Genomic DNA, 27,000 nt, shown 5'->3' with positions numbered 1-27,000 from the left:
ACACTATAAAGAACTTTGTATATGAATATACCACAAACTAGTTTTCCGAGAATTGTCATTATTGGCGGCGGATTTGCTGGAATTTCGCTAGCAAAAAAACTTGCAAAACAAGAAGTACAAGTGGTATTACTCGATAAACATAACTACCATACTTTTCAACCTTTATTATATCAAGTTTCAACCGGTGGGTTAGAGCCTGATTCTATAGCATACCCGATTAGAAAGGTAATAAAGGACTTTCCCAATTTTTATTTTCGCTTGGCTAGCGTGAATCATATCCAAACTGAAGATAATTTGATTCATACCAATATAGGAAGTCTAAAGTATGATCATCTAGTAATAGCTACGGGTTCTAAAACCAATTTTTTTGGTAATAAGCAGGTAGAAGCCAATAGTATGGCAATGAAAACGGTTCCTCAATCCCTTAATTTACGTAGTCTTATTCTCGAGAATTTTGAAGAAGCACTTTTGACTGATGATCTTAATGAACGCAACGCCTTAATGAGTTTTGTTATTGTTGGTGCTGGTCCTACAGGGGTCGAATTAGCTGGTGCTTTAGCCGAGATTAAAAAAGGGATATTGCCAAAAGACTATCCTGATCTCGATACACGTCAAGTACAAATTAACCTAGTTCAAAGTGGAGATAGAGTATTGCCTACAATGAGTGAAAAAGCCTCACTAAAGGCAGAGATGTTTCTTGAAAAATTGGGAGTGAATGTCTGGAAAAATACAAGAGTAACCGATTATGACGGTCGCACAGTAACCACTAATACAGATATAGAATTTAAGACCGCTACTATGGTTTGGGCTGCGGGAGTAAAAGCTGCCGATATTCCCGGAATTGATGCAACATGTTTGGTAGATAGATCATGCCGTATTAAAGTCGATTCGTTTAGCAAAGTACAAGGCTATGATAATATTTTTGCAGTGGGAGATGTCGCATTTATGGAAAACGAAATCTTTAAATATGGTCATCCTATGGTTGCGCAAGTCGCAATTCAACAAGGTAAGGCTCTAGGTGAAAATTTGGTAAAAATGATAAAGGGGGCAAAAATGATTCCTTTTGAATACAAGGATAAGGGTTCTATGGCGACAATAGGCCGGAATAAGGCAGTTGTCGATATGAAAAAACTGCGTTTCGGAGGTGTCTTTGCATGGTTTATTTGGATGTTTGTGCACCTATTTTTCTTAATAGGATTTAGAAATAGGATGGTTGTATTTATCAATTGGGTCTATAACTACGTTCGGTTTGATCGTGAGGCAAGATTAATTATTAGACCCTATAAACAGAAGAGCGCACGATAGCAAATTTCCTCTATTCTTTATGCTGGGTTGGAGAGAAAAGCTGTCTGCTATTGTCAAATAATAGTCCATTAATAATGAAGAAATTGCCTAATCCGTAAGTAAGCATTACCAAAGTTCTTTCGAAGGGCACAGATACATAAAAAACTCTAAAGGCAATAATACACTCCGATATTATAAAAAGTACTGCCCCTATAAAAACTAGGTAATAGCTCCTCTTGCTGGTAGTACCATATCGTATATAGGTAGTTTGCACCATATAAAATGCAATTACCATAAATATTAATACTGGAATAAGAAAAATACCTACGCCGTCGTATATGATTAACAATATGCTTATACAAACGCCAATAACCACTGCCCAATACGGAATGATTGCCTGAGTATTGTAAGTTACTTTAGAATAAAAAGCAATTAAGTACATAATATTGGCGGCCATAAACAATGTAAATCCTGCTGTAAAGGCAAAGAAGTTATCTATATATATTAATGCTATATCACCTAAGAGCATAAAAAATAGCGCCAATAAAATGGGATAGCGGTCAACCTTGCTAAACGATTTACTTTTGAGAAAGAAAAAAACCAATAAAGAACCAATAACGCATGGTTTGCTAAAAAAACGGTATGGAAGCGGATTTTCAAAGTTGGTGAAAATCACATCAGTAGAGAGTATAATAAGGAAGATAAAAGTAAATTTTTTATCCCAAGACATACCGGCTGGTTTTACTAGTTGCGAGGGCAAAATAGTAAAAACAACGATGTTGTAATTAACTTTTCTTTATGGGTTATGAACAGTTGTTGTAAACACTAAATAGTGGTTTACTTCGTTTGTTTTTCTTCTAGCATTCCCAAAACGATTAACAAATGCCCTAAACCATAACTTGCCATTTCTAGTGTATATTGGTAAGTAACAGGCATGTCAAATTTGTCAAATGCGATCAAACTTATTGAGTATAAATAAAATAGGGTGCCTATAAAGACAAAATAAAAACTACTATTGTTTACCATCTTATACCGCATTAATGCCACATTGGCCATGCTTACCATAATAATGAAAAAGATCATCATAGGCATTAAATACAGGTCAATACTGAGATACAAGTAAGATAGCATCACAAAAAAATATACTCCGCACAATATCCAAAATGGGATAAGTAATTTGAAATTAAAATCTGTGTTGGCTAAAAAGGCTTTGAAATAAAAAAAGTTGGCAACCATGAAAGCCACAAAACCAAGGTTAAAGAAAATATCATTTTCAAACGCCAAAAAGCAGAAGTCACCAATGATCAAAAGAACCAGTGCAACTAGTATTGGGTTTTTTACATCTTTCTCTAAAGATCGGCTATTAGAAATGTAATAAACTAACAATGATATAATTACTAGTGGCTTGCTGACAATACGGTAGCCAGCTAAGTGTTCATAGTTTTTAAAAACTAAGTCCACTGTCAAAATAAGTAAGAATAGCCCTATAAATGACCATTTTCGCTTCATATAGGTGCGTTAGTAAGGATAATTGGTCGAGTTAAAACTAACAAAAAAATAGGAGAATATAGAATATCATCGCACAAATAAATGTTGCTTGTACACTTATACAGTTCAGACCTTAATTTTTACAGTTTGGTCATATAAGTTGGTATTTAGATTGGTTTCAATGGACTTTTGAATCATCAATCAAAATAATCATAATGAAATCATTTTTAAGTTTAATGCTACTGGTTGTTACCAGTTTTTCTTTTTCCCAAGTTACTATAACTGGTACCGTTACTGATAAACGAATGGTTCCTATTGAAGGAGCTAACGTTTATTTAAAAGGAACCTACGATGGTAGTTCGACAATACAAGATGGAACTTTTAGTTTTACAACCAGCGAAGTTGGTACGCAGACGCTTGTGATATCTTATATATCATTCGAAACTTTTGAATTAGTTGCTGAAGTGAATACCATAACTGATGTAAAGATACAGCTCAAAGAGGCTATCAACACACTGACCGGGGTTACGCTTTCAGCGGGAACTTTTGAAGCGGGAGATAATTCAAAAGTATCTGTTTTAAAACCCTTAGATGTCGTAACTACTGCAAGTGCTTTAGGTGACTTCGTGGGTGCATTACAAACCTTACCTGGCACCTCTGCGGTTGCTGAGGATGGTCGGCTTTTTGTTCGTGGAGGAGGCGCAGAGGAAACACAGATATTTATAGATGGGGTACGCGTTTTTACCCCTTTTACACCAACATCAAATAACATTCCCACTAGAGGTAGATATTCACCTTTCCTGTTTAAAGGAATTAGTTTTTCTACTGGGGGTTATTCAGCTGAGTTCGGTCAGGCGCTTTCAGGAGTTCTTCAATTAAATACTATTGACGAGCCAGACCAAGATAAAACGGATATCTCTTTGATGACTGTTGGTGGTGGAGTAGGGCATACTAAAAAATGGAAAAATAATTCAGTGAGCGTCAATGCTTCCTATATCAATTTGGCTCCTTACATTTCGATAACACAAAGTAGGGATACATGGAATAAACCATATGAAGGGCTTGCGGGAGAAGCGGTGTTTCGTCAGAAATACGAGAATGGAATTTTAAAACTATATGCCGCTACCGACTATTCTAATTTCGATTTACTACAAGACAATATCAACTTTCCTGAAGGGTTTCGATTCTCATTAACAAACAGGAATTCCTATTTGAATGGAAGTTTGAAATACTTTTTTGATAATGATTGGACCTTACAAACGGGGCTAAGTTATACAAATGATAATACCAATATTTTAATTGATGAAGCTAAGGTGAAGGGCGATGAAAATTCCATTCATGTTAAGGCGAAGGTTAAGAAAGGTTTTACGAGTAAAGTAAAGCTTAGTTTTGGTACGGAGTATTTTATTACTCGTTTTAAAGAAAAATTTTCTGATCCTAATGCAAGTTTTACAACATCATTTGAAAATGACCTTTGGGGTAGTTTCGCCGAAGCCGATATATTTATTTCTAATGATTTTGCCTTTAAGCCCGGAATTAGAGCAGAGTATGCTCAAGATCAGGATAAGTGGTACGTGTCACCCAGATTGTCAGTAGCATATAAAACCGGAGATAGTTCGCAATTTTCATTGGCGTATGGTGATTTCTACCAAAACCCATTAAATGAATATCTAAAGCTCACCAATACCTTAGAAGCAGAAAAAGCAACACACTATTTGTTGAATTACCAATACAGCAAGGAAAGAAGAATTTTAAGGGCAGAACTATTTCATAAGGAATATGATAATCTGGTGAAGTTTGATGATGATTTTCCTATTGCTACTAGTAATTTCAACAATAATGGCGATGGTTATGCAACGGGATTAGATTTGTTTTGGCGCGATGGAAAATCAATTAAAAACTTCGAGTACTGGTTAAGCTATTCGTATTTAGATACAGAGCGCGATTACAGAAACTATCCGCAGCGAGCAATACCTAACTTTTCATCGGAACATAATATATCTTTAGTAGGTAAATGGTGGGTGGAAAAACTACGATCGCAGGTTGGTTTTAGCCATACATTTGCCACAGGAAGAACGTATACTGATCGAAATACCGATGAGTTTTTGGCAGCCAAAACAAAAAACTTTAATAGTCTTAGTATTAATTGGGCCTATTTGATAAGCCAGCAAAAAATATTATACTTCTCAATCAATAATGTTTTAGGAACAAGAAATGTTTTTGGATATGATTATGCTAATACACCAAATATGAATGGAGTTTTTGAAAGACAAGCACGACGACCCAATGCAGATCAATTCTTTTTTGTTGGTTTCTTCTGGACGATTAGCACCGATAAAAGTAGCAATCAGCTAGATAATTTATAAATACGATCAATGCACTGGTCTTTTTCGTTCCATTCTTCTTTTACAAAGTTGAATAAGCGATCAAGTATACGCACTGTAGCGACATTTTCCTTATCGGCATAGGCTACAAGTGTTTGAATATTCATTTTAGTAAATGCAATTTCTATAAGGGCTTTGGCTGCTTCGGTGCCAAAGCCTTTTTGCCAAAAAGCGGGTAAAAAGCGATAACCAATTTCCCATTCCTGTTTTTCATTTTCTACAATGGCACAAGTACCTATAAAACGATTTTCAAAATCAATCGCCCAAACCCAGAAGTTATTTTCTTTTTTGCTGTAGCAAGAAATAACATTGTTAAGGTCTTTCTCATTTTCTTCTTTTGAAAAAGCAAAACCAGTAACATGCTTCATGACATTGACATCACTCTGCATTTTGTGAAACAATATAAAATCATCTTTAGTCAATTGACGAATACTTAGACGTTTTGTTTGGAAAAAGGGTTTCATTAATAAAGATTGAAACAGTTCAGATCTTAAAATCTACAATTCGGTAAACAAGATTACAAAAACTTATGTTTTAGGAACATCTTTGAGTAAAGAAATCAAAATAAAACAAGATCATGAAAAAAGTAATACTGATTAGTTTCTTATTAATAGCGTTTTCAATAGGTCATGCACAAGAAGCAGGATCGATAAAGGTGAATGTCATCAATGCGTCTTCCGATGAGGGTAAAGTGCTAATCGGCCTATACGATTCTGAAGCTAGCTTTTTAAAGAAAACCTATAAAGGTACTATGGCAAAACCAGTGGATGGAAAATGTCAGGTAATTTTTAAGGATATTCCATATGGTGAATATGCGGTTTCTATTTTTCATGATGAAAATGATAATAACAAGCTGGATACTAATTTTATGGGAATTCCTAAGGAGGATAATGCATGTTCTAACCAGGCGAAAGGCTTTATGGGGCCACCCAAATACAAAGACGCTAAGTTCACTTTGGGTAAAGAGTCGATTACAATACCAATAAAACTTTAATCAGCAATCTAGTAGAAACAACAACTCAGTAAGCCGATATTACAATTCGGTAATTCACTTTGTGACGACTAACATATCCTTGCGAAGTTTGTAGTGTTCAATTAACCTTTTAAAATCAATTAAAAATGACCAGAATAGTAATTTTATTAGTCGCTTTAGCCTTAGGGAGCATTTCGCAAACGAATGCACAGTCTAAGTATGAACAAGGAATGAAAAAGGCTTTAGAACTTTGGGGAGCACAAAAACCATTTGAATCATCAAATATGTTTGAGCGTATTACTGAAGTGGAATCAGAAGAATGGTTACCGCATTATTACATAGCCATGATCAACGCTCTATATTCTTTTGGTGTGACGGACAAAGAAAAGCTTACCCTGCAGTTAGAAAGAGCTAAAAAACATATCGAAGAAGCTGAATTAATCTCGCCTAACAATCCTGAAATCCTGATTATTAAGGCAACGATTAATACTGCATGGATTGCATATGATGGAGCTACTTACGGAATGACATTGAGTATGAAGAATGCAGAATTATATAAAAAGGCATTTGAACTTGCACCAGAAAACCCAAGAGTTGTTTTATCTAAGGCTGAGTGGGATATGGGATCGGCTAAATACTTTGGTCAATCGACCGAACCTTATTGTAAAGACGTGGAACGTTCACTAGAACTTTTTGCTACCTTTAAAGCAGAAAGTACAATGCATCCTAGTTGGGGTAAAGACCGAGCAGAAGAAGTGCTAAAATCATGTAAATAATTATGACCTTAAAAACTTTTAGATCACATTTTTCCAAAGCTTTTTTTATTGGTGTAGGAGTTTTTGCCTTGAATTGGGTTATTAATTATATGAATGGTTATAGCTGGGATTGGGGAGGAGATATAAGTTATTTTTTTGGTGTCAAAGTAGAATACAACAAAGAAATAGTTTCCCGATTCATCATTAATCAAATATATTCAGTTGGGCTTTACATGGCTAATATGGTAGTCATTTTAGCATTAATCAAGCGGTATGGGAAGGAGCTCTTTACAAAAAAGCGTTTGGCAATAGCGATACCATTGTCAATAGTAGTGACTCTGATCACCATTTTTATACTTAATATCGCACTTTATGTAATTAGGCTGGATTATAGCTTTATCGAAGCGGTAAGGGCACAATCATTTAATGAATATTTATTTTCTATCATCGTTTCGACTACGATTACAATTATATTTTATTTCATTTTTTATCGTGATTCAAAAAGAAGCGAAAAGGTAAAAGAACAAAAAATTATTGCGCGTACTGCATCTGCTCAATTTGATGCTTTAAAGAACCAGTTAGATCCTCATTTCTTATTCAATAGTTTAAACGTATTGACAAGTTTGATACATGAAAACCCAGATCAAGCCGAACGTTTTACCACAGCGCTTTCAAAAGTATACAGATATGTACTCGAGCAAAAAAATAAGGAACTAGTAACAGTAGATGAAGAACTGAAGTTCGCGCGTTTATATATGTCTCTTATAAAAATGCGATTTGAAGACAGCATCATAATCGATATTCCTGAAAAAAGTAGCAATCCAGAAGCCAAAGTGGTGCCACTATCGCTACAACTATTATTAGAAAATGCTGTGAAGCATAATATAGTAACGCCATCAAAAAAACTCCATATTAAGATTTTTGAAAAGCAAGGTGTACTAATCATACAAAACAACCTGCAACCGAAACAAGTGGTAAAAAAGAGTAGTGGAGTTGGCTTAGAAAATATCAGACAGCGGTATGCACTGCTAACTGATAGAGAAGTAAAAATCAATCAATCAGCAACAGAATTTGCGGTAGCAATTCCTATGCTTACAAAACAACGAAAAGTCATGAAAACACAAGAAACATATTTAGAAGACAAAAAATATCAACGTGTTAAGGAGCGTGTGAAAGCTATTAAGGAATTTTATATTCATTTTGCAATTTACCTAATTATGGTACCATTTTTTATATGGATGAATTGGATTTCAACTAGTTTTCCCTGGGCGATTTTCCCAATTTTTGGTTGGGGTATTGGGGTTGCTGGACATGCTATGGAAGCATTTGGTTACAATCCCATTTTAGGTAAAAATTGGGAGCGAAAGAAGATAGAAGAATTGATGAATGACAATGATTTTTAGGCGTTCTTACAATTCGGTGTTCAAAACTGACAATTGGTCAAACTAACTTTGAAAATGTTTTATGATTATGCGAATTTAGTACTGTAATCAAAAAACGAGCTAAGATGATAGCAATGAAAAATTTAGGAGAAGAGAACAAATATATTCGAGCAAAAGAACGCGTGGCGAAATTGAAAAAGTTCTATGGAAAACTTGGAACTTACTTAATATTCATGGTGTTTTTTGCAGCCATAAATTATTACACAAATGAATTTAGAAACCCTTGGTTTTTGTGGGTAGCAGGATTTTGGGGACTTGGAGTTGCAATTGATGCCGGAAAGACATTTGGAGCCGAAATGATATTTGGTAGAAACTGGGAAGAGCGCAAAATCAAGGAATTGATGAATGAGGATGAAAATGTAGATACTAGGAAAAAAGAATCCGATTCTAAGAGAAGAGAAACTGATGTAAAGCGAAAGGATAGCGAACGTAACTGGTGGGAATAATGGAGTTGATAGAGGAAAGGCTTACGCAGCAAAAAGTTGATCGCACATTAGTAAGAGTTAAGGCAATAAAAGGTTTTTATACACATTTTATGGTGTATTTATTGAATAACTCCGTATTACTTGGGGTTAACTATTGGATGGATACGAACGGATATTTTGGTCTTAATCATTACGGAATAGGATACTGGATCGCTCCACTAGCTTGGGGTATTGGCCTAATAATGCATTACATATATGTATTTAAGTTGTCTAAATGGGAAGATCGAAAAATTAAAGATCTAATGAATAAAGAAACCTTTGTTGAATAAACAAAGAGTTCAATAAACTAAAGTATTATGGATAATTATAATAAAAAATTAGAGCGCGCAGAAAAGCGCGTCAAGGATATAAAGGGTTTTTATTCCCATGCAGTGGTCTATGTTTTAGTCAATATATTTATTGCTGTGGCACACTATATTGTGGAACATCGATTTGTGCCAGATGAGGATTTATCAGGTTGGAGTTATTTGACAACTCCTATTGGTTGGGGTATTGGATTGCTTGTTCACGGGTTATGGGTTTTTGGTTTAGGTGGGACCAACTTTTTGAGAAGTTGGGAAAAACGCAAGATAGACCAGTTAATGAAAGAGGAAAAAGAAGAGTTTGAGAACTTTAAAAGATTTGAATAAGAACAACTAATGTTAATCACTATTAAACCATTGAAACCAACCAAAATATTTATTGTACTTGTTCTGCTAAGTACAGTAACTTTCTTGAAAGCACAAGATCATTTTGTTGTAAAAAACGCTACTGTTTTTACCGGAGATGAGGTTATTAAAAAAACTTCGGTATTGGTCGAAAACGGCATGATCACCAAGATCAAGAAACGAATTAAAACAGATTTACCAGTCATAGATGGTGATGGAAAGTTTTTAATGCCGGGAATGACCAATACACATGTTCATGCCTGGATGCCTGCACTGTTAAACGAAGCAGCCAAAGCAGGTGTTCTTAATGTTCTTGATATGGCTGGAGCTGAAACTTTTCAGCAAATGATGAAAAACTTTAAACACAGCACCAATTACGCTCGTTATCGCGTTGCAGGTTATGCTGCTACTGCGCCAGAAGGACATGGTACGCAATTTGGCTTTCCCGTTCCAACTTTAGAAAAGCCAGAAGATGCAAAGCAATGGGTCGCTGATCGCGTCAAGGCTAAGGTAGATCATATTAAAATTATTGTAGAGCCATGGCGTGCAACTTTAAATCATGAAACGGTCGCTGCTATTATAAAAGAAGCAAAAAGTCATGATAAGAAAGTAGTGGTTCATGTTTCTAAAATGAAAGACGGTTACAAAGTGTTTCGGTCGGGTGCTGATGGTCTAGTACATATCTGGAGAGATGAAAAAATGAGTGATGGGCAGATCGCAGAATTAGCTAACGGCGATTTCTTCGTAATACCAACAATCTTGGTTGGTTATAAAGCAGTAACGGCAATGGCAAAGAAAACGGAGGAAGTTGCCTTAAAAAAACTAGCCTGGTATAAAGAAGAGGTAAAACGATTATACGATGCAGGAATACCCATTTTAGCAGGAACAGATCCTCCTAATGCGGGAATTAATATGGGAACGGACCTATACAAAGAGATCATCTTTTTCTCTGAGGCCGGTATCCCAAATATAGATGCACTTCGGTCAGCGACGTCATTGCCCGCGGATAAGTTTGAAATGGATAAACTAGGTTATATAAAAGAAGGTTTTATTGCCGATATGATCATGTTAGATGGCAATCCGATGAAGAATATAAAAGATATTGAGAAAATCAATACCATCTGGAAAGCTGGTAAAAAAGTAAAACGATAACAACTAACCACAATTCCATTTTCAAAATGTCTTTTTGGAATTTGGAATTTAAATTTTGGAATTTTAAATAATGAACGTACTTATTATTGAAGACGAAAAACCTGCTGCTAGACGATTAAACAGAATGCTTGAAAAGCTTGGGGTTAATGTCAGTCAAATGCTACATTCAGTTGAAGAATCGATCGACTGGTTTCAAAAAAACACCCACCCTGATCTGATTTTTTTAGATATTCAACTCAGCGATGGCTTGTCTTTTGAGATTTTTGATGCTGTTAAAGTGGATAGTTCAATTATTTTTACAACAGCTTTTGATGAGTATGCATTACAAGCTTTTAAACTAAATAGTGTCGATTATCTCTTAAAGCCAATTGATGATGAAGAGCTTTCTCATGCAGTAGAGCAGTTTAAATCTCAGGCTCCAAAAGACCAGAATGTCAAGCTTAACTTCGAGGATATCAAAAAGCTACTTAGCGCAAGTCCTGTTGAGCGTGATTATAAAAAACGATTTACTGTAAAAATTGGACAGCATTTAAAAATGATCGCTGTCGATGAGATAGAGTGCTTTTATAGTGAAAATAAAGGGACCTACGCCCATACCGTTGATGGCCGAAACTATCTGCTGGATACAAGTCTTGAAAACCTGGAAAATGAGCTGGAACCGGCCACCTTTTTCCGAATAAGTCGAAAATTCTATATTAACATTAATGCAATTAAGGACATCATTTCATATACCAATAGTCGCTTACAATTGAAATTGAACAGCTATAAGGAGACAGAAGTTATTGTAGCTAGAGAAAGAGTAAAAGACTTTAAATTATGGTTAGAGTAATTAGCTACGCATGATTCGAGATATGGTTTAACTGAAGGTTTTAAGAATGGAAAATTAAAAATTCCATACATTTAAGTATACTAAACCAACCAATCATGAATATTTTTAGAAAGATTATAGCTATAATTTTCGGGCTGTTCTTGCTTTTTGGAGCTTATAACCACATTGCAAACCCAGAGTTTTACGCACCAATGATTCCGGATTTTGTACCGGAAAATGTTGCCAATATATTAGCTGCAATTACCGAACTGGTAGTTGGTGTTTTGCTGATCATTCCAAAGTATCAGAAATGGGGAGGACTAGGTTTTGCTATACTGATGCTGATCTTCTTACCAATACATATTTGGGATTTAACAAAAGAAGCACCAGCCGTTGGTTCAAAAACTGCAGCTACAATTAGACTAGTTATCCAATTTATTGTTATTGCATTAGGGTGGTGGATTTATAAAGGGTCTAAAAAATAACTTCAGGAATGACTTGGGAAGAAAAATTGAAACTATATGACGCAATAGTCGATAAATGTCCTCGGTTTGAACGAAAAGGAAAATCGATGATCTATACCTCTGCCAATGGCTATATGTTTACACTGCTAAACAAAGCTGGTGAGGTCGGAATTCGTTTTTCAAAAGAAGTGCAAGAAAAATATTTAATGGAGTTAAATACTACACTCTATAAATCATATGGCGCTACTATGAAAGGCTATATACTTATTCCTGACGCTATGCTCAAAGATCATGATATTGTGGCGAAGTATATGAATGAAAGTTATGATTATGTCATGAGCCTAGAACCGAAGTAAGAATAGAATAACAACCAACCTAACACCAATAATTATGAAATTAGGAGCATTTTCCATCAGTTTAGCAGTTAAGGATATTCATATATCTAAGGAGTTTTATGAGAAACTAGGTTTTACCGTTTATGCTGGTCAAATTGAAAAGAATTATCTGATAATGAAAAACGAGGAACATCTGATCGGACTTTTTCAAGGTATGTTTGAAGGAAATATCATGACTTTTAATCCAGGATGGGATCAAAGTGCGAATAAACTGGAGTCCTTTGATGATGCCCGCGATATACAAAAGGAATTAAAATCGAAAGGAATAGAAGTTTCAAAAGATATTGAAGAGGGTACAAGCGGTCCAGCTAGTTTTACAATGACCGATCCAGATGGAAATGTAATCTTAATCGATCAGCACGTTTAACCTGGAAGGTTATGAGCAACGATCCTTGTAGGTTTATTTATTATCAGTAAAATGCCGTTTTCCTTTGGCTTGCGCCATTTTCTCCTGAAAAAATGCTTCCGATTGCCCTTTTGGGATTGATAAGGATTCCCATTTTGGGCCTAAAAGTTGCTTCCCAATAAATATCATTTGACCAACGTGATAGGCATAATGGTTAAGTTGTCTGTTAAGTGCCTCGATTACGGTGTGGCCTTCATTCCGAATATAAACCAGTTCCTCTAATTGACTATCCGTTAGCGGATCGATAGCATCGAAAACACACTGCCAACCTGCTTCCCAAACAACTAGTAAATGGGATTTATCTTTTATAGTGTCTTCAAATTCGGTATCTCGTTTTCGCCAGGTCTTTTCCCCATCTTCAGTTAAAAAATTAGTGAAACGCGACTTCATATTTCCGGCCATATGTTTGGCCAATAGCGCCACACTATTTGTATCGTCATTAGGTTGCCAATGCAGCTGTGTTTCATCGAGACGTTCGATTACTTTTTCACCTAACAACTTATAATACGCGAACTGTTTTTCAGCACTTGATAGATAACTGCTCATATAAGGGCTTTATAGTTTGATATTAGAGTAACCCAAGCCATCCGGTTCTTTACCCGCCGTAAGTCGACCAGAAACTTCCATTGTAGTAAGGTCGATAATAGTAATAATGTCGGCATTTGTATTTGCGACGAATGCTATTTTATTGTTCGGGTGAATAAGAATACCAACAGGAACTGGGCTCTTGTCAAAATCTTGAAATAGACGAGAAGCTTCTTTTTCCTCTACTGTAATATTCATTGAAATGGTTTTTAGCAGTTGCTTTGTCTTTGCATCAAACACATTGACATCGCCAGTTTGTGCGTTCGATACTAAGGCATATTTCCCGTCGGTTGTTGTTTTTACTCGTATCGGGAATTTCGTAGAAACGATCTCCTTTTTGGTCTCGAGCGTTTTTACATCAATAATAGAAACATTGTCGTTTGATCTATTGGTTATCCAAACCTCATTTCCATCAGCGGATAATGCAACTCCTTCAGCTCCTTTACCCGTTTTAAGTATGCTGTCTAGTTTATTCTTATCCAAATCGATTACCGAAACACTATTAGATCTTATATTGGCTACGAAAGCTCTATTCATTTTAGGCGAATATGCAACCATATGACTGGTTTCTTGGCTGGTGTCTATGGTTTTCATAACACGTCCAAGGTTGATATTGACCTGAATTAATTTTTTACTGCCTTCACATGTCACCAATACGTTGCCAGTATTTATAAACTCAATCCCATGTGGTGCCTTATACTCTAATAGAATGGTTTTAACTACCTTTTTATTAGCTATATCAATAACTGTTAATGATTTTCCTGGTTCGCTTCGGTCACCATAATTGGTGATAACCGCAGTTTTATGGTCGGGCGAAATAGCTACCTCATGCGGCCCTATTCCTGTTGGTATTGTGGCCTTACTTTTTTGAGTTTGTAGATCAATAAGATCGACTGTATGATCGGATTTATTGAGTACAACTAAGGTGCCTTCTTGAGCTTTGGCAATAAAGGTGGACAATAAAAGGACTAAAATGATTAATCTTCGCATTTTATGAATCGGTTGGTGTTTCAAAATCAATACTCAATGAATTAACGCAATAGCGTTGTCCGGTATTCGTTGGTCCATCATTAAAAACGTGACCAAGATGACTTCCGCAATTAGCACATACAATTTCGGTGCGAATCATGCCGTGTGTAGTGTCTCGAATATATTCAACTGTACCTTCAATTGATTCATCGAAACTAGGCCAACCACAGCCACTGTCAAATTTGCTATCGCTTTCAAATAGTTTGGTGTCGCAGCCTTTACAGGAATAGGTGCCAGCATCATAATGCGAGTTATATTTTCCTGTAAAAGGGCGTTCGGTTCCTTTTTTTCGTAATACGGAATATTCCTCAGCGTTTAGCTGTTGTTTCCATTCTTCTTCTGTTTTTTGAACAGGATATTTCTCGTTACTCATCTTTTTCTGGAATAAATTTTAGCGCCGCGCCGTTAATACAGTGTCTTTTTCCCGTCGTTGCTCTTGGTCCGTCATTAAAAACATGACCCAAATGCCCTCCACAGGTAGCACAATGTTCTTCAGTCCGAGCATAACCTACTTTATAATCGGTATCATAGGCAACATTACCTTCAATTTCTTGATCAAAACTTGGCCACCCGGTACCAGATTTAAATTTGTTTTCACTTTTAAATAATGGGGTAGCGCAAGCAGCACATACATAGGTGCCTTTTTCTTTATTGTCTAGCAATTCGCTCGTAAAAGGACGTTCAGTTCCCGCTTTACGTAGAATGTAATACTGTTTATCGGTTAAAGCAGCCTTCCATTCTGCATCAGTTTTGGTAACAGCATAAACGATCTCTTCTTTAGCCTGTGTAGTATCCTTCTTTTGTGCATTCCCATTACATCCGAATAAGAAAAGGCTAAGAAGTACTAATAAAGATGATTTTTTCATATATCAATTTTAATTAAAAAAGTCTATTCTAAAGTGTCATAAAGATACTTAGAATAGACTTGATTTATGTAAAAACCTTACGGTCTTAATTGTTTATTTGCGCGTGGATTGCTTAAAAAGTAATCTCTTTGATCTTAGATTCCTCCATATTGATAGAATTTAATGTCTTTCCTAAAGTATCTGGATCAATTCGTCCACTGGATATTTCATCAGCTGGTATTACAGCAATTCTAAAAATTTGATTATCAGTATCTCCTGCAGGAAGAGTTGATAGGTCGAAATCTGATTCTAAGAAAATATCGACATCAATAAATGTATGCTCATAGTTATACTGCAATAAGCCTTGATCGATTATTCTTGTTTGTGGCAATAACCTCCAGAGATCGGCAGTACTTCCATCAGTAAGATCTACTTCATCAAAAAGTAGGTAAACCAAAACAACATCTGTCTCAAAAACCTCGATAGATTGAGGGAACTCATAAAAAATGCGATAATCATTTGCTGCGTTAAAGGTACCTTCAATTTCAATAATTTGTCCAGTTACATTAACTCCGTCAAGCCCATTTACTCCATCTCGCCCATCAAGCCCATCGAAACCTGGAGGTCCTTCTGGTCCTTCGCATGAAACAAATAATATTACTGAAAGGGCAAATACTGTTTTTAATACGTTCTTCATCTGATTGAATTTTAATATGATGATGAAGGTAAATCAATAACTATTCCAAAAATTATTTTTTGTAAAAAATAAAATGAATATGGGAAATGTTAAATACTATTCAGTTTTTGTAACTTTAACACAACCAATTATTAGTAATATGAAACGAGTAGTCACCTTAGCCATTGTTTTTTTCATAGTATCAGCATGTAAAACGAATCCGTTTACGGGAAAACAATATATTAGTATGTACGGAAATAATCAATTGTTTCCCATGGCTTTTCAGCAATACGATCAATTTTTAAATGAAAATAATGTTGTTACTGGCACAGAAGATTCCGAAATGATTAAGAGAGTAGGGCAACGTATGGCGATAGCTGCTGAGCGTTGGTTGAATGCGCTAGGACAGCAAGGTTATTTGACCGATTATCGATGGGAATATAATCTAGTTAATAATGACCAGTTAAATGCTTGGTGTATGCCAGGAGGTAAAATTGTTTTTTATACAGGAATATTGCCTGTAACCCAAACCGAAACTGGAGTGGCAGTGGTCATGGGACATGAAATAGCTCATGCACTTGCCAATCACGGCGCACAGCGAATGACTGCTGGTACCGGGCAGCAATTACTTGGAGTTGCAGGAAATGTTGCTTTTGCTAAGAATGAAAAAAACCGACAATTATTTAATCAAGTATACGGTGTAGGAAGCCAGGTAGGGTTTATGTTACCCTTTAGTCGAAGCCATGAAAGTGAAGCCGATGCTATTGGTCTTACCTTAATGGCAATTGCTGGCTATAATCCTGATGAAGGTGCGGAATTATGGAGACGTATGAAGGCAAAAAGCGGAGGACAAGCGCCACCAGAAATTTTGAGCACGCATCCAAGTAGTGATTCACGTATTGCTAATTTGACTGCTTTAGCACCTCAAGCTAAGGCAGAGGCTAAAAAGTTTGGGGTAACAACCTTTAGAAGTAATTAGAATTAGTATTTAAGTGCTTTATCAGATTAGTTGGTGCTAGCATTAAAAATTGACTTATATTGTTTGGCAACTAGATAACAAACAAAATACTTTATGCCTTCTTTAGAAAAGGGGAGTAAAAAACTGCTGCATGCTTGGGCGTTTTTTGACTGGTCTATTTCAGTTTATAACCTCATTATTTCTTCTGCTATTTTTCCGATTTTTTATGGTGCTTTATTTCGCGATGCTGGCATTGATAAAATAGCAGTATTTGGAGGGATGATCGAAAGAGCTCCGCTAATAAGTTATGTTACTGCGGCGGCATTTCTTGTTGTTTCATTTATTACACCATTATTAGCGGGAATTGCCGATTATATTGGGAATAAACGCGGCTTTATGAAGTTCTTTACCTATCTGGGTGCATTGTCCTGTATCGGGCTTTATTTCTTTTCTTTAGAATATATCTACTTCGGCTTACTCTGTTATTTTTTGGCATTAGTTGGTTTTTGGACCAGTTTTGCATTTTACAATTCGTATTTACCTGACATTGCTTACCCTGAACAACATGATGCTTTAAGTGCGAAAGGATATTCTTTAGGATATATAGGTAGTGTGATTTTGCTATTGGTCAACCTGGTAATGATCTTAAAGTTTGAATTGTTTGGTTTTGAAAGTGCCGCGGCACCAACACAAATCTCCTTTATTATGGTGGGATTATGGTGGATGGGATTTGCGCAATACACTTTTAAACATATGCCAAAAGGCACCAAATCAGAAGGTTCATTAAACAACGTACTGTTTAATGGCTTTAAAGAGTTAAAAATGGTCTACAATTCTCTTACTGATGACATTAGATTGAAAAGATACCTAGTAGCGTTTTTTATATATAGTATGGCTGTTCAAACGGTTATGCTGGTGGCGACTTACTTTGGTGAAGAAGATATTAATTGGGGATCAGGTGATGAGCGAACGCAGGGCCTTATTGTAAGTATTTTACTAATTCAGTTGGTAGCTATCATTGGCGCAACATTGACTTCAAAACTATCAGAACGAATCGGAAATATCCAAACATTGATTTATGTGAATATGGTCTGGATAGGTATATGTATTGCGGGATATTTCGTGACTACACCATTAGATTTTTATATGACTGCAGGAGTTGTTGGTTTGGTTATGGGAGGAATTCAAGCACTTTCGAGGTCTACATACTCTAAATTTTTGCCAGAAACCGAGGACACTACTTCTTTCTTTAGTTTTTATGATGTGGCCGAAAAAATCGGAATTGTGATCGGTATGTTACTATATGGTATTGTGGCCCAAATAACGGGTTCGATGCGAAATTCGATTATCTTTTTGGGATTATTCTTCTTGATTGGGATGCTATTACTTTTTAGAGTTCCAAGACAAGTAAAAGCATAAAAAACCCTGTTTTGCCTCAAAAAACAGGGTTTCGGTAAAGTATTTTATGATTGGTTTACTCCCTAATACGTTTTAATAACGCAGGTATTGATTGATGATTGTATTGATTGATGAAAATAACTGTCTGTTCGAGTGTTTTTTATGAGGCACGAAAGAAAAAATGTATCGAGAACCTAGTCAATCAGCAGATTTAAAATGATCTCGATACATTTTTAATTTAACTATCGTTAAACTAAAAACACTCGATCTGACATATTGTTAATTAGCTCTTTCAATATCTCCAGAACCTGTTACTTTACTGTCTTCTTTTTTCGGGTTTCCTGAATACCTAATATCTCCTGAACCTGTAATTCTAGCGGTTAGGTAGCCATCACAATGAGCTCTAATGTCACCAGAACCCGTTACTTTTGCGCTTACATCTTGCGCTTTTACACTAAAGGCGTGAATGTCTCCTGATCCAGTAACGAAATACTCAGCATCATTAGTAGCACCATTTAGTCTTAGGTCTCCTGACCCGGTTACTTTTCCTTCAAGTGAATTGACATCTAATTCTAGATTAACATCACCTGAACCAGAAACACTTGTTTTAAAGTTAGCTGCTTTAATCACAGCCTTACTCACCACATCACCTGAACCTGATAAGGTTACCATATCTAGATCTTCAAAAGGAACAGTAATTTTTATCCCTTTATTCCATGTAGGTCTTAGGTTAACTCCTTTTTCTACATATATTTTAAGTGAAGAACCATTCACCTCAGTCATTATGTGTTCCATAAAGTTCGACTCGGCTTCTACGGTAATCTTACCTTCATTACCAGAAACTAATTCTACATCAAAAAAGCCTGCAACCCTTACTTGGTCATAATCAGATGTGTTACGGGTTTCCGTTTTCACATCCCCATTTCCTTTTACTTTATTATTGCCCCACCATTGAGCGTTTGCTGTTGTTATTGCCAGTGCGAAAGCTGCACAAAATAAGATTGATTTTTTCATTGTATTGTTATTTGATTGTTGTTATTGTCTTTCGAAACGAACACTTCCGTATTCCGAATTTATTGTTATTGTATTACCACTTCCTTTTTTTCCGTAGTATCCTTCATAGTATTTATCGCTGCTTTTAACCACTTTACGAGAGAACTCAAAATCATCATCTCCACCAAGTCCAGCATATTCTAAATTGATCTCAAAATCAAAATAATAATCAGAAACATGTCCTATTTTTATTCCGGTATAATCTGATCTAATATCGATGCTTCCGGCATCGCTGTCCATTTTTTCAATTCGAACAGATCCGTAATCAGATCTAATGCTAACATCACCATGAACTGTTCCTAGTCGAGTTGTTAAATAATCCCCATTACCTTTAAAATCTCCTACATTTTTCACTTTCAAAGAACCGTAATCGCAATTATAGTCAACGTTTTTAGCTTGTTCTATAGTAGAAGATGTGTAATCTGCATTAATAACCAGAGACTCCGTTTTGTCTAATGTAAATCCAGAATAATCGGCGCTGATCTTCCCACTTTTCATATATCCGATAGTGGACTTAGAGGTGTAATCAAAGTTTAAATAATTGCCATCTGCCATAAGATCACCGAGGGTGATTTTACCATAATCACAGTTAATAGTTGCTACACCTTCCAGTCTATCTAAACTAATACTTCCATAGTCATTATTAAGATTTGCATTGTTAGTAACTGGCATTTTAACGGTATAGTTAATTTGCATGTTTACATTGTTGTTCTTAGCCCATTTCCACCATGAACTACTTTTATCCTTATTGAATATTGTACGAGCAGATACTAGACTGTTGGTAGCCTCAAAATTAACGTCGATCTCTTCAAGTTTACGCTGTACCTTTTCTTCGTTATTACCGTTTGTTTTTACATGCACTTCAATAACGATACGATTTTCATCCCATGAAGTAACATTTACATGGCCGTAGCTGTTATTAACCTTTAAAGTAGCATTCGCACTAACGGTAAACTCTTTTTTTATCTTTTTTTCCTTAGTGTATTTTCCTTTCCAGCCACCATTATGAGCAATGGCAAATACTGGTATCAGTAGAGCGATAAGGAATGATTTAAATAATTGTGTTCTCATTTTCAAAATTGTTAAGGTTTTTTACCGCTTCAATTTGTTCTAATACATTTTCAAGCAGTTCTATTCTATTTTTTAGGTTGCTTATCATTGCACTTATAATGCGTCTGTCGGCACCATTGTCAATAATATCTTGGCTTAGCAGGCTGTAATCGCTTTCTAATAGTTTTAGTTGTTCTTTTGCGTCATCAAATATTTGCTGAGTGCGTTCATCTACAGTACCTTCAATTTTTTCTAATTCTTCATTGATTAAAGAAGTGAAATAAATCTCGGTTTGCTGCATTTCTGGTGATACTTCTGCAAGGTCAGCTTCGGTATTTGTATTCTGTAAGCCAAAATACAATCCAAATACTATTACGAAAGAAGCAGCTATAAGAAATGGCTTTTTCCAATTTAACCGTCTTACTTTAATTTCTTCTTCTTCGCCAGCGGTACTGTTTTCGTCTAAACCTTTCAGTTTATCAAAAAACCGTTGCTGGTGACCATCTTTAGGATCTTCTATATCGAAGTCACCTTTAAGATTGTCAAAAAGTTCATTCATGTTATCATCTAAACGCATACTTCAACTAATTTTTTTCGCAAACTTTCTTTGGCTCTAGAGATCGTTGTGCGACAGTTAGCATAACTAATATTCATTATTGTACTAATTTCTTCGTAATCATAGCCTTCAATTAAATGTAAGGTCAAAGAAACTCGGTAATTATCTTTCAGCTTGTTCATGGTTTCCAATACTTTTTGAGCCTTCAAGCTTGTTATCATGTCATCCGAAGCAACGCCCTCGTTATCTTCGACCTTTTGCATTACATTGTCATCTAAAGACACTTTTTGGTGCTTTTTTTGTTTGTTGTAATGGTAAATACTGTTGTTTATTACAATGCGCTTTAACCAGGCTCCGAATGTAACTTCTCCTTTAAAAGATGCAAGCTTTGTAAACGCGTTTAAAAATGATTCTTGCATTACATCTTCGGCCTCTTCGACGTCTTTTACAATTCGCACAGCGGTATTATACATCGCTTTATAATAGCGGTTGTATATTTCCATTTGTGCGGATTGATTACCCGTCATGCACAATGGCAATAATTGCTCAATATTTAACTTTTGTTGGCTCAAAAAGTTTGGTTATTTGTTAATAAAGATGAATTGTTTTTTGCTTTGTTACAGTTTCCAATAGAAAAAAGAATATTTAAAGATAATTATATCATTATCAATAGGGCAAACAAGCCTCCTTGTTAATTTAAACAACTGATAATATGTGTGTTACGTGATTTTTACCAAAATATTTTTATTTGTCAGATGAAATGGGTCAGTTTCTATTTGGCACAGCCTTTGCCTATTATAAGAAGGTTTGGTAAGCGTGTGTATTGAATATGCCTGTTTTGAAAGCTTTAACCAAACAAGAGACTAATTTTATAAAATGAAAAAGCCATAGATATTAATGACATTATGGCTTATATGAAGATATGAGTAAATCAAAATTTTTAAGTATTGACAGTTTGTCATTTCAATCTATAGAAGAAGAGGCGGATTTAATTCCATTAATGACTCCAGAGGATGAAGAGGAAATAAATAGACAAGAATTACCTGAAACCTTACCGATTTTACCTTTGCGGAATACCGTGCTTTTTCCAGGAGTTGTAATACCTATTACCGCTGGTCGTGATAAGTCGATTAAGTTGATAAAGGATGCAAATAACGGTAGTAAACTAATAGGTGTAGTATCTCAAAAGGACGAAAGTATTGAAGATCCTTCTCCTAAAGATATTAATACACTTGGAACTGTAGCGCAAATACTTCGCGTACTAAAAATGCCTGATGGTAATACCACAGTAATTATACAAGGTAAAAAGCGATTTGAAGTTGCTGAGGTATTAACTGAAGAGCCTTATTTAACAGCAACCGTGCGCGAAGTTGAAGAAACGCGTCCAGAAAAGGACAATGAGGAGTTCGCTGCGATCATTGAATCTATAAAAGATCTAGCTTTAGAGATAATTAAAGAGAGTCCAAACATTCCTAGTGAGGCTTCTTTTGCAATTAAGAATATTGAAAGTAATAGTTTTTTAGTCAATTTCGTTAGCTCGAATATGAGCTTGTCAGTTGCTGAGAAACAAGAAATTCTTGGTATTTCCGACCTAAAGGAGCGCGCGTTAACGACTTTAAAGCACATGAATACCGAGTACCAAAAATTGGAATTGAAACAAGATATCCAGTCGAAGGTACGATCGGACATGGATCAACAACAGCGTGAGTATTTCTTGCATCAGCAGATGAAAACCATTCAAGAAGAATTAGGCGGGGTGAGCAATGAGCAAGATTTTGAAGAAATGCGAAAGCGCGCTAAGAAAAAGAAATGGGATGCAAAAGTAAAGGAACATTTTACAAAAGAACTTGCAAAAATGCAACGCATGAATCCGCAAGTTGCAGAGTATTCCATACAGCGTAATTATTTAGACCTATTTCTTGATTTGCCTTGGAACGAGTTTTCTAAAGATCAATTTGACTTAAAACGCGCTCAAAAAATACTAGATCGTGATCACTATGGTCTTGAGGATGTAAAAAGACGAATTATTGAATATCTAGCGGTTATCAAACTGCGTAACGATATGAAATCACCTATTTTATGTTTATATGGACCTCCAGGAGTAGGGAAAACGTCATTGGGTAAATCAGTTGCAGAAGCCTTAGGTCGTGAATACGTGCGTATTTCATTAGGTGGACTTCGTGATGAAGCAGAGATTCGTGGTCATAGAAAAACATATATTGGTGCTATGCCAGGTCGAATTGTTCAAAGTTTGAAAAAGGCCGGGACATCTAATCCCGTTTTCGTTTTAGATGAGATTGATAAATTATCTTCAAGTCATCAGGGCGATCCGTCGTCAGCTATGTTAGAGGTCTTAGACCCAGAACAGAACACTGAATTTTACGATAACTTCCTGGAAATGGGTTATGACCTGTCTAAAGTTATGTTCATAGCTACTGCAAATAGTCTTGGCACAATTCAGCCAGCATTGCGCGATCGTATGGAGATCATAAATGTAACAGGTTATACGATAGAAGAAAAAGTAGAGATCGCAAAACAGCATTTACTTCCTAAGCAGATAACCGAGCATGGTTTGACTAAAAAAGACATTAAGCTGGGCAAAAAACAGCTAGAAAAAATTGTCGAAGGCTATACTCGAGAAAGTGGTGTTCGTGGACTAGAAAAGCAAATCGCTAAAATGGTGCGCTATGCTGCGAAAAACATCGCAATGGAGGAGGAGTATGACATCAAAATATCTGACGAAGTTGTAGAAGAAGTATTAGGGCCACCACGACTGGAGCGCGACAAATATGAAAATAATGATGTAGCTGGAGTTGTAACCGGACTTGCTTGGACAAGCGTTGGCGGTGATATTCTGTTTATAGAGTCTATTCTTTCAAAAGGAAAAGGAAACCTTAGTATCACGGGTAACCTAGGTAAGGTTATGAAAGAATCAGCTACCATAGCGATGGAATATATTAAAGCAAATGCATCCCAACTAGGAATTAATCCAGATGTGTTTGATAAGTATAATGTGCATATTCACGTGCCGGAGGGAGCGACTCCTAAAGACGGTCCAAGCGCTGGTATTACTATGCTGACTTCACTAGTTTCATTATTTACACAGAAAAAGGTAAAGAAAAGCCTTGCGATGACTGGAGAAATCACGCTAAGAGGTAAAGTTCTTCCTGTAGGGGGAATTAAAGAAAAGATTCTTGCAGCAAAAAGAGCGCGCATTAAAGAAATTTTACTTTGTGCTGATAATAAAAAGGATGTCGAAGAGATCAAACCTGATTATTTAAAAGGCTTGACTTTCCACTATGTCAATGATATGAGTCAAGTATTGGATTTAGCATTGACCAATGAAAAGGTAAAGAATGCTAAGACGCTTTAAAGTAATTTATTGAAAGTCTCCTCTTGAGGAGAGATTTAAAGGGGTGTTCTACCTTTAGAAAATCAAAGTTTACTTATATAATAAAACAAACACCCATCCCTAACCCTTCCCTCAAGGGAAGGGAACCGGTTGTTAAAAACAGAAATGCACTGTTGCTAACTATAATTACCAAGTAATAGCTATGCATTTGCGTCTACAAATAATTTTAAATTCCCCACCGTATTTTTTGTAATTTCAAAACCTGAAACAACATTATTACTTTATGTCCTCCATTACTATTGCCATTGACGGATATTCCAGTACTGGCAAAAGCACATTAGCTAAAAAACTTGCAAAGGCTCTTAATTATGTATATGTCGATACAGGTGCGATGTATCGCAGTGTAACCTTGGCTGCAATGCAAGCTGGAGCTATCAATAATGGTAAAATTGATCGAACCAAATTAAAGTCGCTCTTAAAGTCCGTCGAAATATCATTTCAGCTCAATGAAAAAACTGGAAATGGGGATGTTATCTTAAATGGTAAGAACGTAGAAGAAGAGATTCGTTCTCTGGAGGTATCTAAGAATGTAAGTAATGTTGCAGCAATTTCTGCTGTGAGAAAAAAGTTGGTAGAACAACAACAACAAATGGGAAAAGGCTTGGGTCTGGTAATGGATGGTCGTGATATTGGTACCGTTGTTTTTCCTAGTGCTGAAGTCAAGTTCTTTTTGACTGCATCTCCAGAAAAAAGAGCTACCCGACGTTATAAAGAATTACTGGATAGGGGTGATAATGTAAAATATGCAGACGTTCTTAAAAATGTGCAAGACCGAGATTATATCGACTCGCACAGGGAGGATTCGCCTCTTAAAAAAGCCAACGATGCCATTGAGATTGATAATAGCGATATGGGATTAGAAGAGCAGTTAGAACGGATGCTTAGTTATACGAAAGATGTTATTGAGCTCCAATAAGTTTTTTATCAAAATAAATTATAATAGAAAAACGCCACTCCTAAAAAAGAGTGACGTTTTCATATTTCGTATTTCTACTTTCCGATTTATAAATTCGGAATTACTAATTCTTGATCAGGATGAATAACATCTGGATTTTTAAGAATGTTCGTATTGGCTGCAAAAATTTGTTTGTACTTCATAGCATCTCCATAATAGTGCTTAGCTATTTTTCCTAAAGTCTCTCCTGATTTTACCGTGTGGCGTGCATAAACGCTAGTATCTTCAACAGAAATATTCGCTTGAATATCTGATGGCGACTCACCACCAATTTCTTTTATTTTATCCCAGATCTGATTTTTTTCATATTGATTCGTAGCTGTACCTTTTATTTTTAACACACCGCCTTCTTCATTAACAGCACCATCTTTGATACCTAATTGTTCTCCTAGATTTAGTACTTCTTGATATTTGGCTTTTGCACTCATAGTTTAAATTTTAATGGGTTTTTATTATTACTGTTAAAGATACGTTTTTTTAAAAAGTCTTAAAAATTGTTTAATAGCTAATTAGGGTTTTAGACTAAAAGATTTTTTTATCGATGAAAATCAGATTTAGGATAAAATCCAGATATAATATCCATAAATAGTGAGGACGTAATTTTACCTTTTTATTAATAGACCACTTCAAGCAGTTGGTTATCTTTGTCAATTGATTTTATAAGTAAATGAAATTTGATCTTCTAACAACCGATTCTCAAAGCAAGGCGAGAGCAGGTGTAGTAACTACCGATCATGGTAGTATTGAAACCCCCATTTTCATGCCGGTAGGCACTGTAGCTTCGGTTAAAGGAGTGCACCAACGTGAATTGAAGAATGATATTAATCCGGATATTATACTAGGTAATACCTATCATTTATACTTACGCCCACAAACACCTATTCTAGAAAAGGCAGGTGGTTTGCATAAATTCATGAATTGGGATCGCAATATTTTAACTGATAGTGGTGGTTATCAAGTCTACTCACTTTCTGCAAATAGAAAGATCAAAGAAGAAGGGGTCAAGTTTAAGAGTCATATAGATGGTTCGTACCACGTTTTTACTCCTGAGAACGTAATGGAAATTCAGCGTACCATAGGTGCTGATATCATTATGGCTTTTGATGAGTGTACGCCATATCCTTGCGATTATAGCTATGCTAAAAATTCGATGCATATGACGCATCGCTGGTTAGAACGGTGCATTACGCATTTAGAGAAAACACCTTTAAAATACGATTACAACCAAACTTTATTTCCGATTGTTCAGGGTAGTACCTACAAAGATTTAAGAAAGCAATCGGCTGAATATATTGCAAACACCCAGCAATTTGGTAATGCTATTGGAGGTCTTTCAGTAGGGGAACCTGCAGAGGAAATGTATGCAATGACTGAGGTGGTTACAGAGATCCTTCCAGAAGATAAACCTCGGTATTTAATGGGTGTAGGCACACCGATTAATATTCTTGAAAATATTTCTTTAGGAGTCGATATGTTCGATTGCGTTATGCCTACAAGAAATGCGAGAAACGGGATGTTATTTACTGCAAATGGTACCATCAATATCAAGAATAAAAAATGGGAAGACGATTTTTCTCCTATTGATGAAATGGGAATTACTTGGGTAGATACCGATTATAGTAAGGCCTATTTGAGACACTTATTCACTGTAAATGAATTATTGGGCAAGCAGATAGCTACAATTCACAATCTCGGATTTTATTTATGGTTGGTACGCGAAGCTAGAAAACATATCTTAGCAGGCGATTTCCGAACCTGGAAAGACATGATGGTTAAACAAATGGATAAACGTTTATAAGC

At 35.8% G+C, this 27,000-nt stretch carries 31 protein-coding genes; 18 read left to right on the top strand and 13 right to left on the bottom strand.

The window, feature by feature from the left end; genetic code table 11:
* The first annotated feature begins 21 nt into the window (after positions 1 to 21).
* Positions 22 to 1,305, top strand: a complete 1,284-nt coding sequence (locus tag GWK10_RS10860; RefSeq protein WP_164032389.1) for an NAD(P)/FAD-dependent oxidoreductase — start codon at positions 22 to 24, stop codon at positions 1,303 to 1,305.
* 10 nt (positions 1,306 to 1,315) lie between these two features.
* Here GWK10_RS10860 and GWK10_RS10855 read toward each other — a convergent pair whose 3' ends face one another.
* Together GWK10_RS10855 and GWK10_RS10850 are read right to left on the bottom strand one after the other, a co-directional pair.
* On the bottom strand, positions 1,316 to 2,014 hold the full coding sequence (locus tag GWK10_RS10855; protein ID WP_164032388.1) for a lysoplasmalogenase: 699 nt from the start codon (positions 2,012 to 2,014) through the stop codon (positions 1,316 to 1,318).
* A gap of 107 nt (positions 2,015 to 2,121) precedes the next feature.
* The gene (locus tag GWK10_RS10850) at positions 2,122 to 2,793 is read right to left on the bottom strand and encodes a lysoplasmalogenase (RefSeq protein ID WP_164032387.1); all 672 of its coding nucleotides are present in this window, start codon (positions 2,791 to 2,793) and stop codon (positions 2,122 to 2,124) included.
* Positions 2,794 to 2,987: 194 nt separating this feature from the next.
* Between GWK10_RS10850 and GWK10_RS10845 the strand changes: the two genes are divergently transcribed.
* Entirely contained in the window at positions 2,988 to 5,138 is a 2,151-nt protein-coding gene (locus tag GWK10_RS10845; protein ID WP_164032386.1) for a TonB-dependent receptor, read from the top strand.
* Here the strand turns inward: GWK10_RS10845 and GWK10_RS10840 are convergent.
* The gene (locus GWK10_RS10840) at positions 5,120 to 5,620 is read right to left on the bottom strand and encodes a GNAT family N-acetyltransferase (protein WP_164032385.1); all 501 of its coding nucleotides are present in this window, start codon (positions 5,618 to 5,620) and stop codon (positions 5,120 to 5,122) included. The genes GWK10_RS10845 and GWK10_RS10840 overlap by 19 nt on opposite strands.
* A 113-nt stretch (positions 5,621 to 5,733) precedes the next feature.
* Between GWK10_RS10840 and GWK10_RS10835 the strand changes: the two genes are divergently transcribed.
* The 11 genes from GWK10_RS10835 (at position 5,734) to GWK10_RS10785 (ending at position 12,644) form a co-directional block, all read left to right on the top strand.
* Positions 5,734 to 6,150 carry a DUF2141 domain-containing protein gene (locus GWK10_RS10835; protein ID WP_164032384.1) on the top strand — a complete coding sequence of 139 codons (417 nt, stop codon included), beginning with the start codon at positions 5,734 to 5,736 and terminating at the stop codon, positions 6,148 to 6,150.
* 125 nt (positions 6,151 to 6,275) lie between these two features.
* Positions 6,276 to 6,905 carry a hypothetical protein gene (locus tag GWK10_RS10830; RefSeq protein WP_164032383.1) on the top strand — a complete coding sequence of 210 codons (630 nt, stop codon included), beginning with the start codon at positions 6,276 to 6,278 and terminating at the stop codon, positions 6,903 to 6,905.
* A 2-nt stretch (positions 6,906 to 6,907) separates the two neighbouring features.
* Complete coding sequence (locus GWK10_RS10825) at positions 6,908 to 8,287, top strand: 2TM domain-containing protein (RefSeq protein WP_204263121.1); 1,380 nt, start codon at positions 6,908 to 6,910, stop codon at positions 8,285 to 8,287.
* A gap of 113 nt (positions 8,288 to 8,400) precedes the next feature.
* A complete protein-coding gene (locus tag GWK10_RS10820) occupies positions 8,401 to 8,772 on the top strand; it encodes a 2TM domain-containing protein (protein WP_164032382.1) in 372 nt (123 codons plus the stop codon).
* Complete coding sequence (locus GWK10_RS10815; protein ID WP_164032381.1) at positions 8,772 to 9,080, top strand: 2TM domain-containing protein; 309 nt, start codon at positions 8,772 to 8,774, stop codon at positions 9,078 to 9,080. The genes GWK10_RS10820 and GWK10_RS10815 overlap by 1 nt, the downstream gene beginning before the upstream one ends.
* A 27-nt stretch (positions 9,081 to 9,107) precedes the next feature.
* Positions 9,108 to 9,440 (top strand): 2TM domain-containing protein, encoded by a 333-nt coding sequence (locus GWK10_RS10810; RefSeq protein WP_164032380.1) that lies wholly within the window; start codon positions 9,108 to 9,110, stop codon positions 9,438 to 9,440.
* 30 nt (positions 9,441 to 9,470) lie between these two features.
* Positions 9,471 to 10,610, top strand: coding sequence for an amidohydrolase family protein (locus GWK10_RS10805; protein ID WP_239540745.1), 1,140 nt, complete (start codon positions 9,471 to 9,473; stop codon positions 10,608 to 10,610).
* Between the two features lie 70 nt (positions 10,611 to 10,680).
* Positions 10,681 to 11,439 (top strand): LytR/AlgR family response regulator transcription factor, encoded by a 759-nt coding sequence (locus tag GWK10_RS10800; protein ID WP_164032378.1) that lies wholly within the window; start codon positions 10,681 to 10,683, stop codon positions 11,437 to 11,439.
* Positions 11,440 to 11,534: 95 nt separating this feature from the next.
* Entirely contained in the window at positions 11,535 to 11,903 is a 369-nt protein-coding gene (locus tag GWK10_RS10795) for a DoxX family protein (protein ID WP_164032377.1), read from the top strand.
* A gap of 8 nt (positions 11,904 to 11,911) precedes the next feature.
* Positions 11,912 to 12,238 carry a hypothetical protein gene (locus GWK10_RS10790; protein WP_164032376.1) on the top strand — a complete coding sequence of 109 codons (327 nt, stop codon included), beginning with the start codon at positions 11,912 to 11,914 and terminating at the stop codon, positions 12,236 to 12,238.
* Positions 12,239 to 12,272: 34 nt separating this feature from the next.
* Complete coding sequence (locus GWK10_RS10785) at positions 12,273 to 12,644, top strand: VOC family protein (RefSeq protein WP_164032375.1); 372 nt, start codon at positions 12,273 to 12,275, stop codon at positions 12,642 to 12,644.
* 33 nt (positions 12,645 to 12,677) lie between these two features.
* On the opposite strand, the gene GWK10_RS10780 is transcribed toward GWK10_RS10785, so the two are convergent.
* The 5 genes from GWK10_RS10780 to GWK10_RS10760 all read right to left on the bottom strand — a co-directional run bounded on the left by GWK10_RS10780 (position 12,678) and on the right by GWK10_RS10760 (position 15,839).
* A complete protein-coding gene (locus GWK10_RS10780) occupies positions 12,678 to 13,229 on the bottom strand; it encodes a DUF1572 family protein (protein WP_164032374.1) in 552 nt (183 codons plus the stop codon).
* 9 nt (positions 13,230 to 13,238) lie between these two features.
* Positions 13,239 to 14,258 carry a YncE family protein gene (locus tag GWK10_RS10775; RefSeq protein WP_164032373.1) on the bottom strand — a complete coding sequence of 340 codons (1,020 nt, stop codon included), beginning with the start codon at positions 14,256 to 14,258 and terminating at the stop codon, positions 13,239 to 13,241.
* A gap of 1 nt (position 14,259) precedes the next feature.
* A complete protein-coding gene (gene msrB / locus GWK10_RS10770; protein WP_164032372.1) occupies positions 14,260 to 14,670 on the bottom strand; it encodes a peptide-methionine (R)-S-oxide reductase MsrB in 411 nt (136 codons plus the stop codon).
* Positions 14,663 to 15,163 carry a peptide-methionine (R)-S-oxide reductase MsrB gene (gene msrB, locus GWK10_RS10765; RefSeq protein WP_164032371.1) on the bottom strand — a complete coding sequence of 167 codons (501 nt, stop codon included), beginning with the start codon at positions 15,161 to 15,163 and terminating at the stop codon, positions 14,663 to 14,665. The genes msrB (GWK10_RS10770) and msrB (GWK10_RS10765) overlap by 8 nt, the downstream gene beginning before the upstream one ends.
* Positions 15,164 to 15,275: 112 nt before the next feature.
* Positions 15,276 to 15,839 (bottom strand): collagen-like protein, encoded by a 564-nt coding sequence (locus GWK10_RS10760; RefSeq protein WP_164032370.1) that lies wholly within the window; start codon positions 15,837 to 15,839, stop codon positions 15,276 to 15,278.
* Between the two features lie 139 nt (positions 15,840 to 15,978).
* Here GWK10_RS10760 and GWK10_RS10755 point away from each other — a divergent pair, with 139 nt between their 5' ends.
* Positions 15,979 to 16,797 (top strand): M48 family metallopeptidase, encoded by an 819-nt coding sequence (locus GWK10_RS10755; RefSeq protein WP_164032369.1) that lies wholly within the window; start codon positions 15,979 to 15,981, stop codon positions 16,795 to 16,797.
* Between the two features lie 93 nt (positions 16,798 to 16,890).
* The gene (locus tag GWK10_RS10750; protein WP_164032368.1) at positions 16,891 to 18,195 is read left to right on the top strand and encodes an MFS transporter; all 1,305 of its coding nucleotides are present in this window, start codon (positions 16,891 to 16,893) and stop codon (positions 18,193 to 18,195) included.
* A 258-nt stretch (positions 18,196 to 18,453) separates the two neighbouring features.
* Here the strand turns inward: GWK10_RS10750 and GWK10_RS10745 are convergent, their stop codons facing one another.
* The 4 genes from GWK10_RS10745 to GWK10_RS10730 are packed head-to-tail and all read right to left on the bottom strand — an operon-like array spanning position 18,454 to position 21,405.
* Positions 18,454 to 19,188: a head GIN domain-containing protein gene (locus tag GWK10_RS10745; protein ID WP_164032367.1), complete on the bottom strand. Its 735-nt coding sequence runs from the start codon at positions 19,186 to 19,188 to the stop codon at positions 18,454 to 18,456.
* Between the two features lie 21 nt (positions 19,189 to 19,209).
* Entirely contained in the window at positions 19,210 to 20,298 is a 1,089-nt protein-coding gene (locus GWK10_RS10740; RefSeq protein WP_164032366.1) for a hypothetical protein, read from the bottom strand.
* Positions 20,279 to 20,854 carry a hypothetical protein gene (locus tag GWK10_RS10735; RefSeq protein WP_164032365.1) on the bottom strand — a complete coding sequence of 192 codons (576 nt, stop codon included), beginning with the start codon at positions 20,852 to 20,854 and terminating at the stop codon, positions 20,279 to 20,281. The genes GWK10_RS10740 and GWK10_RS10735 overlap by 20 nt, the downstream gene beginning before the upstream one ends.
* Positions 20,845 to 21,405, bottom strand: coding sequence for an RNA polymerase sigma factor (locus tag GWK10_RS10730; protein WP_164032364.1), 561 nt, complete (start codon positions 21,403 to 21,405; stop codon positions 20,845 to 20,847). The genes GWK10_RS10735 and GWK10_RS10730 overlap by 10 nt, the downstream gene beginning before the upstream one ends.
* Positions 21,406 to 21,755: 350 nt before the next feature.
* Between GWK10_RS10730 and lon the strand changes: the two genes are divergently transcribed.
* Positions 21,756 to 24,206, top strand: coding sequence for an endopeptidase La (gene lon / locus GWK10_RS10725; protein ID WP_164032363.1), 2,451 nt, complete (start codon positions 21,756 to 21,758; stop codon positions 24,204 to 24,206).
* Positions 24,207 to 24,468: 262 nt separating this feature from the next.
* Entirely contained in the window at positions 24,469 to 25,161 is a 693-nt protein-coding gene (cmk, locus tag GWK10_RS10720) for a (d)CMP kinase (protein WP_164032362.1), read from the top strand.
* 86 nt (positions 25,162 to 25,247) lie between these two features.
* On the opposite strand, the gene GWK10_RS10715 is transcribed toward cmk, so the two are convergent.
* Entirely contained in the window at positions 25,248 to 25,628 is a 381-nt protein-coding gene (locus GWK10_RS10715) for a LysM peptidoglycan-binding domain-containing protein (RefSeq protein WP_164032361.1), read from the bottom strand.
* 239 nt (positions 25,629 to 25,867) lie between these two features.
* On the opposite strand from GWK10_RS10715, the gene tgt reads away from it, so the two are divergent.
* Positions 25,868 to 26,998: a tRNA guanosine(34) transglycosylase Tgt gene (gene tgt, locus GWK10_RS10710; protein ID WP_164032360.1), complete on the top strand. Its 1,131-nt coding sequence runs from the start codon at positions 25,868 to 25,870 to the stop codon at positions 26,996 to 26,998.
* The last annotated feature ends 2 nt before the right edge of the window (positions 26,999 to 27,000 follow it).

This window comes from Spongiivirga citrea (assembly GCF_010671565.1).
GTDB lineage: Bacteria > Bacteroidota > Bacteroidia > Flavobacteriales > Flavobacteriaceae > Spongiivirga > Spongiivirga citrea.
This window is presented reverse-complemented; position numbering and strand designations above follow the sequence as displayed.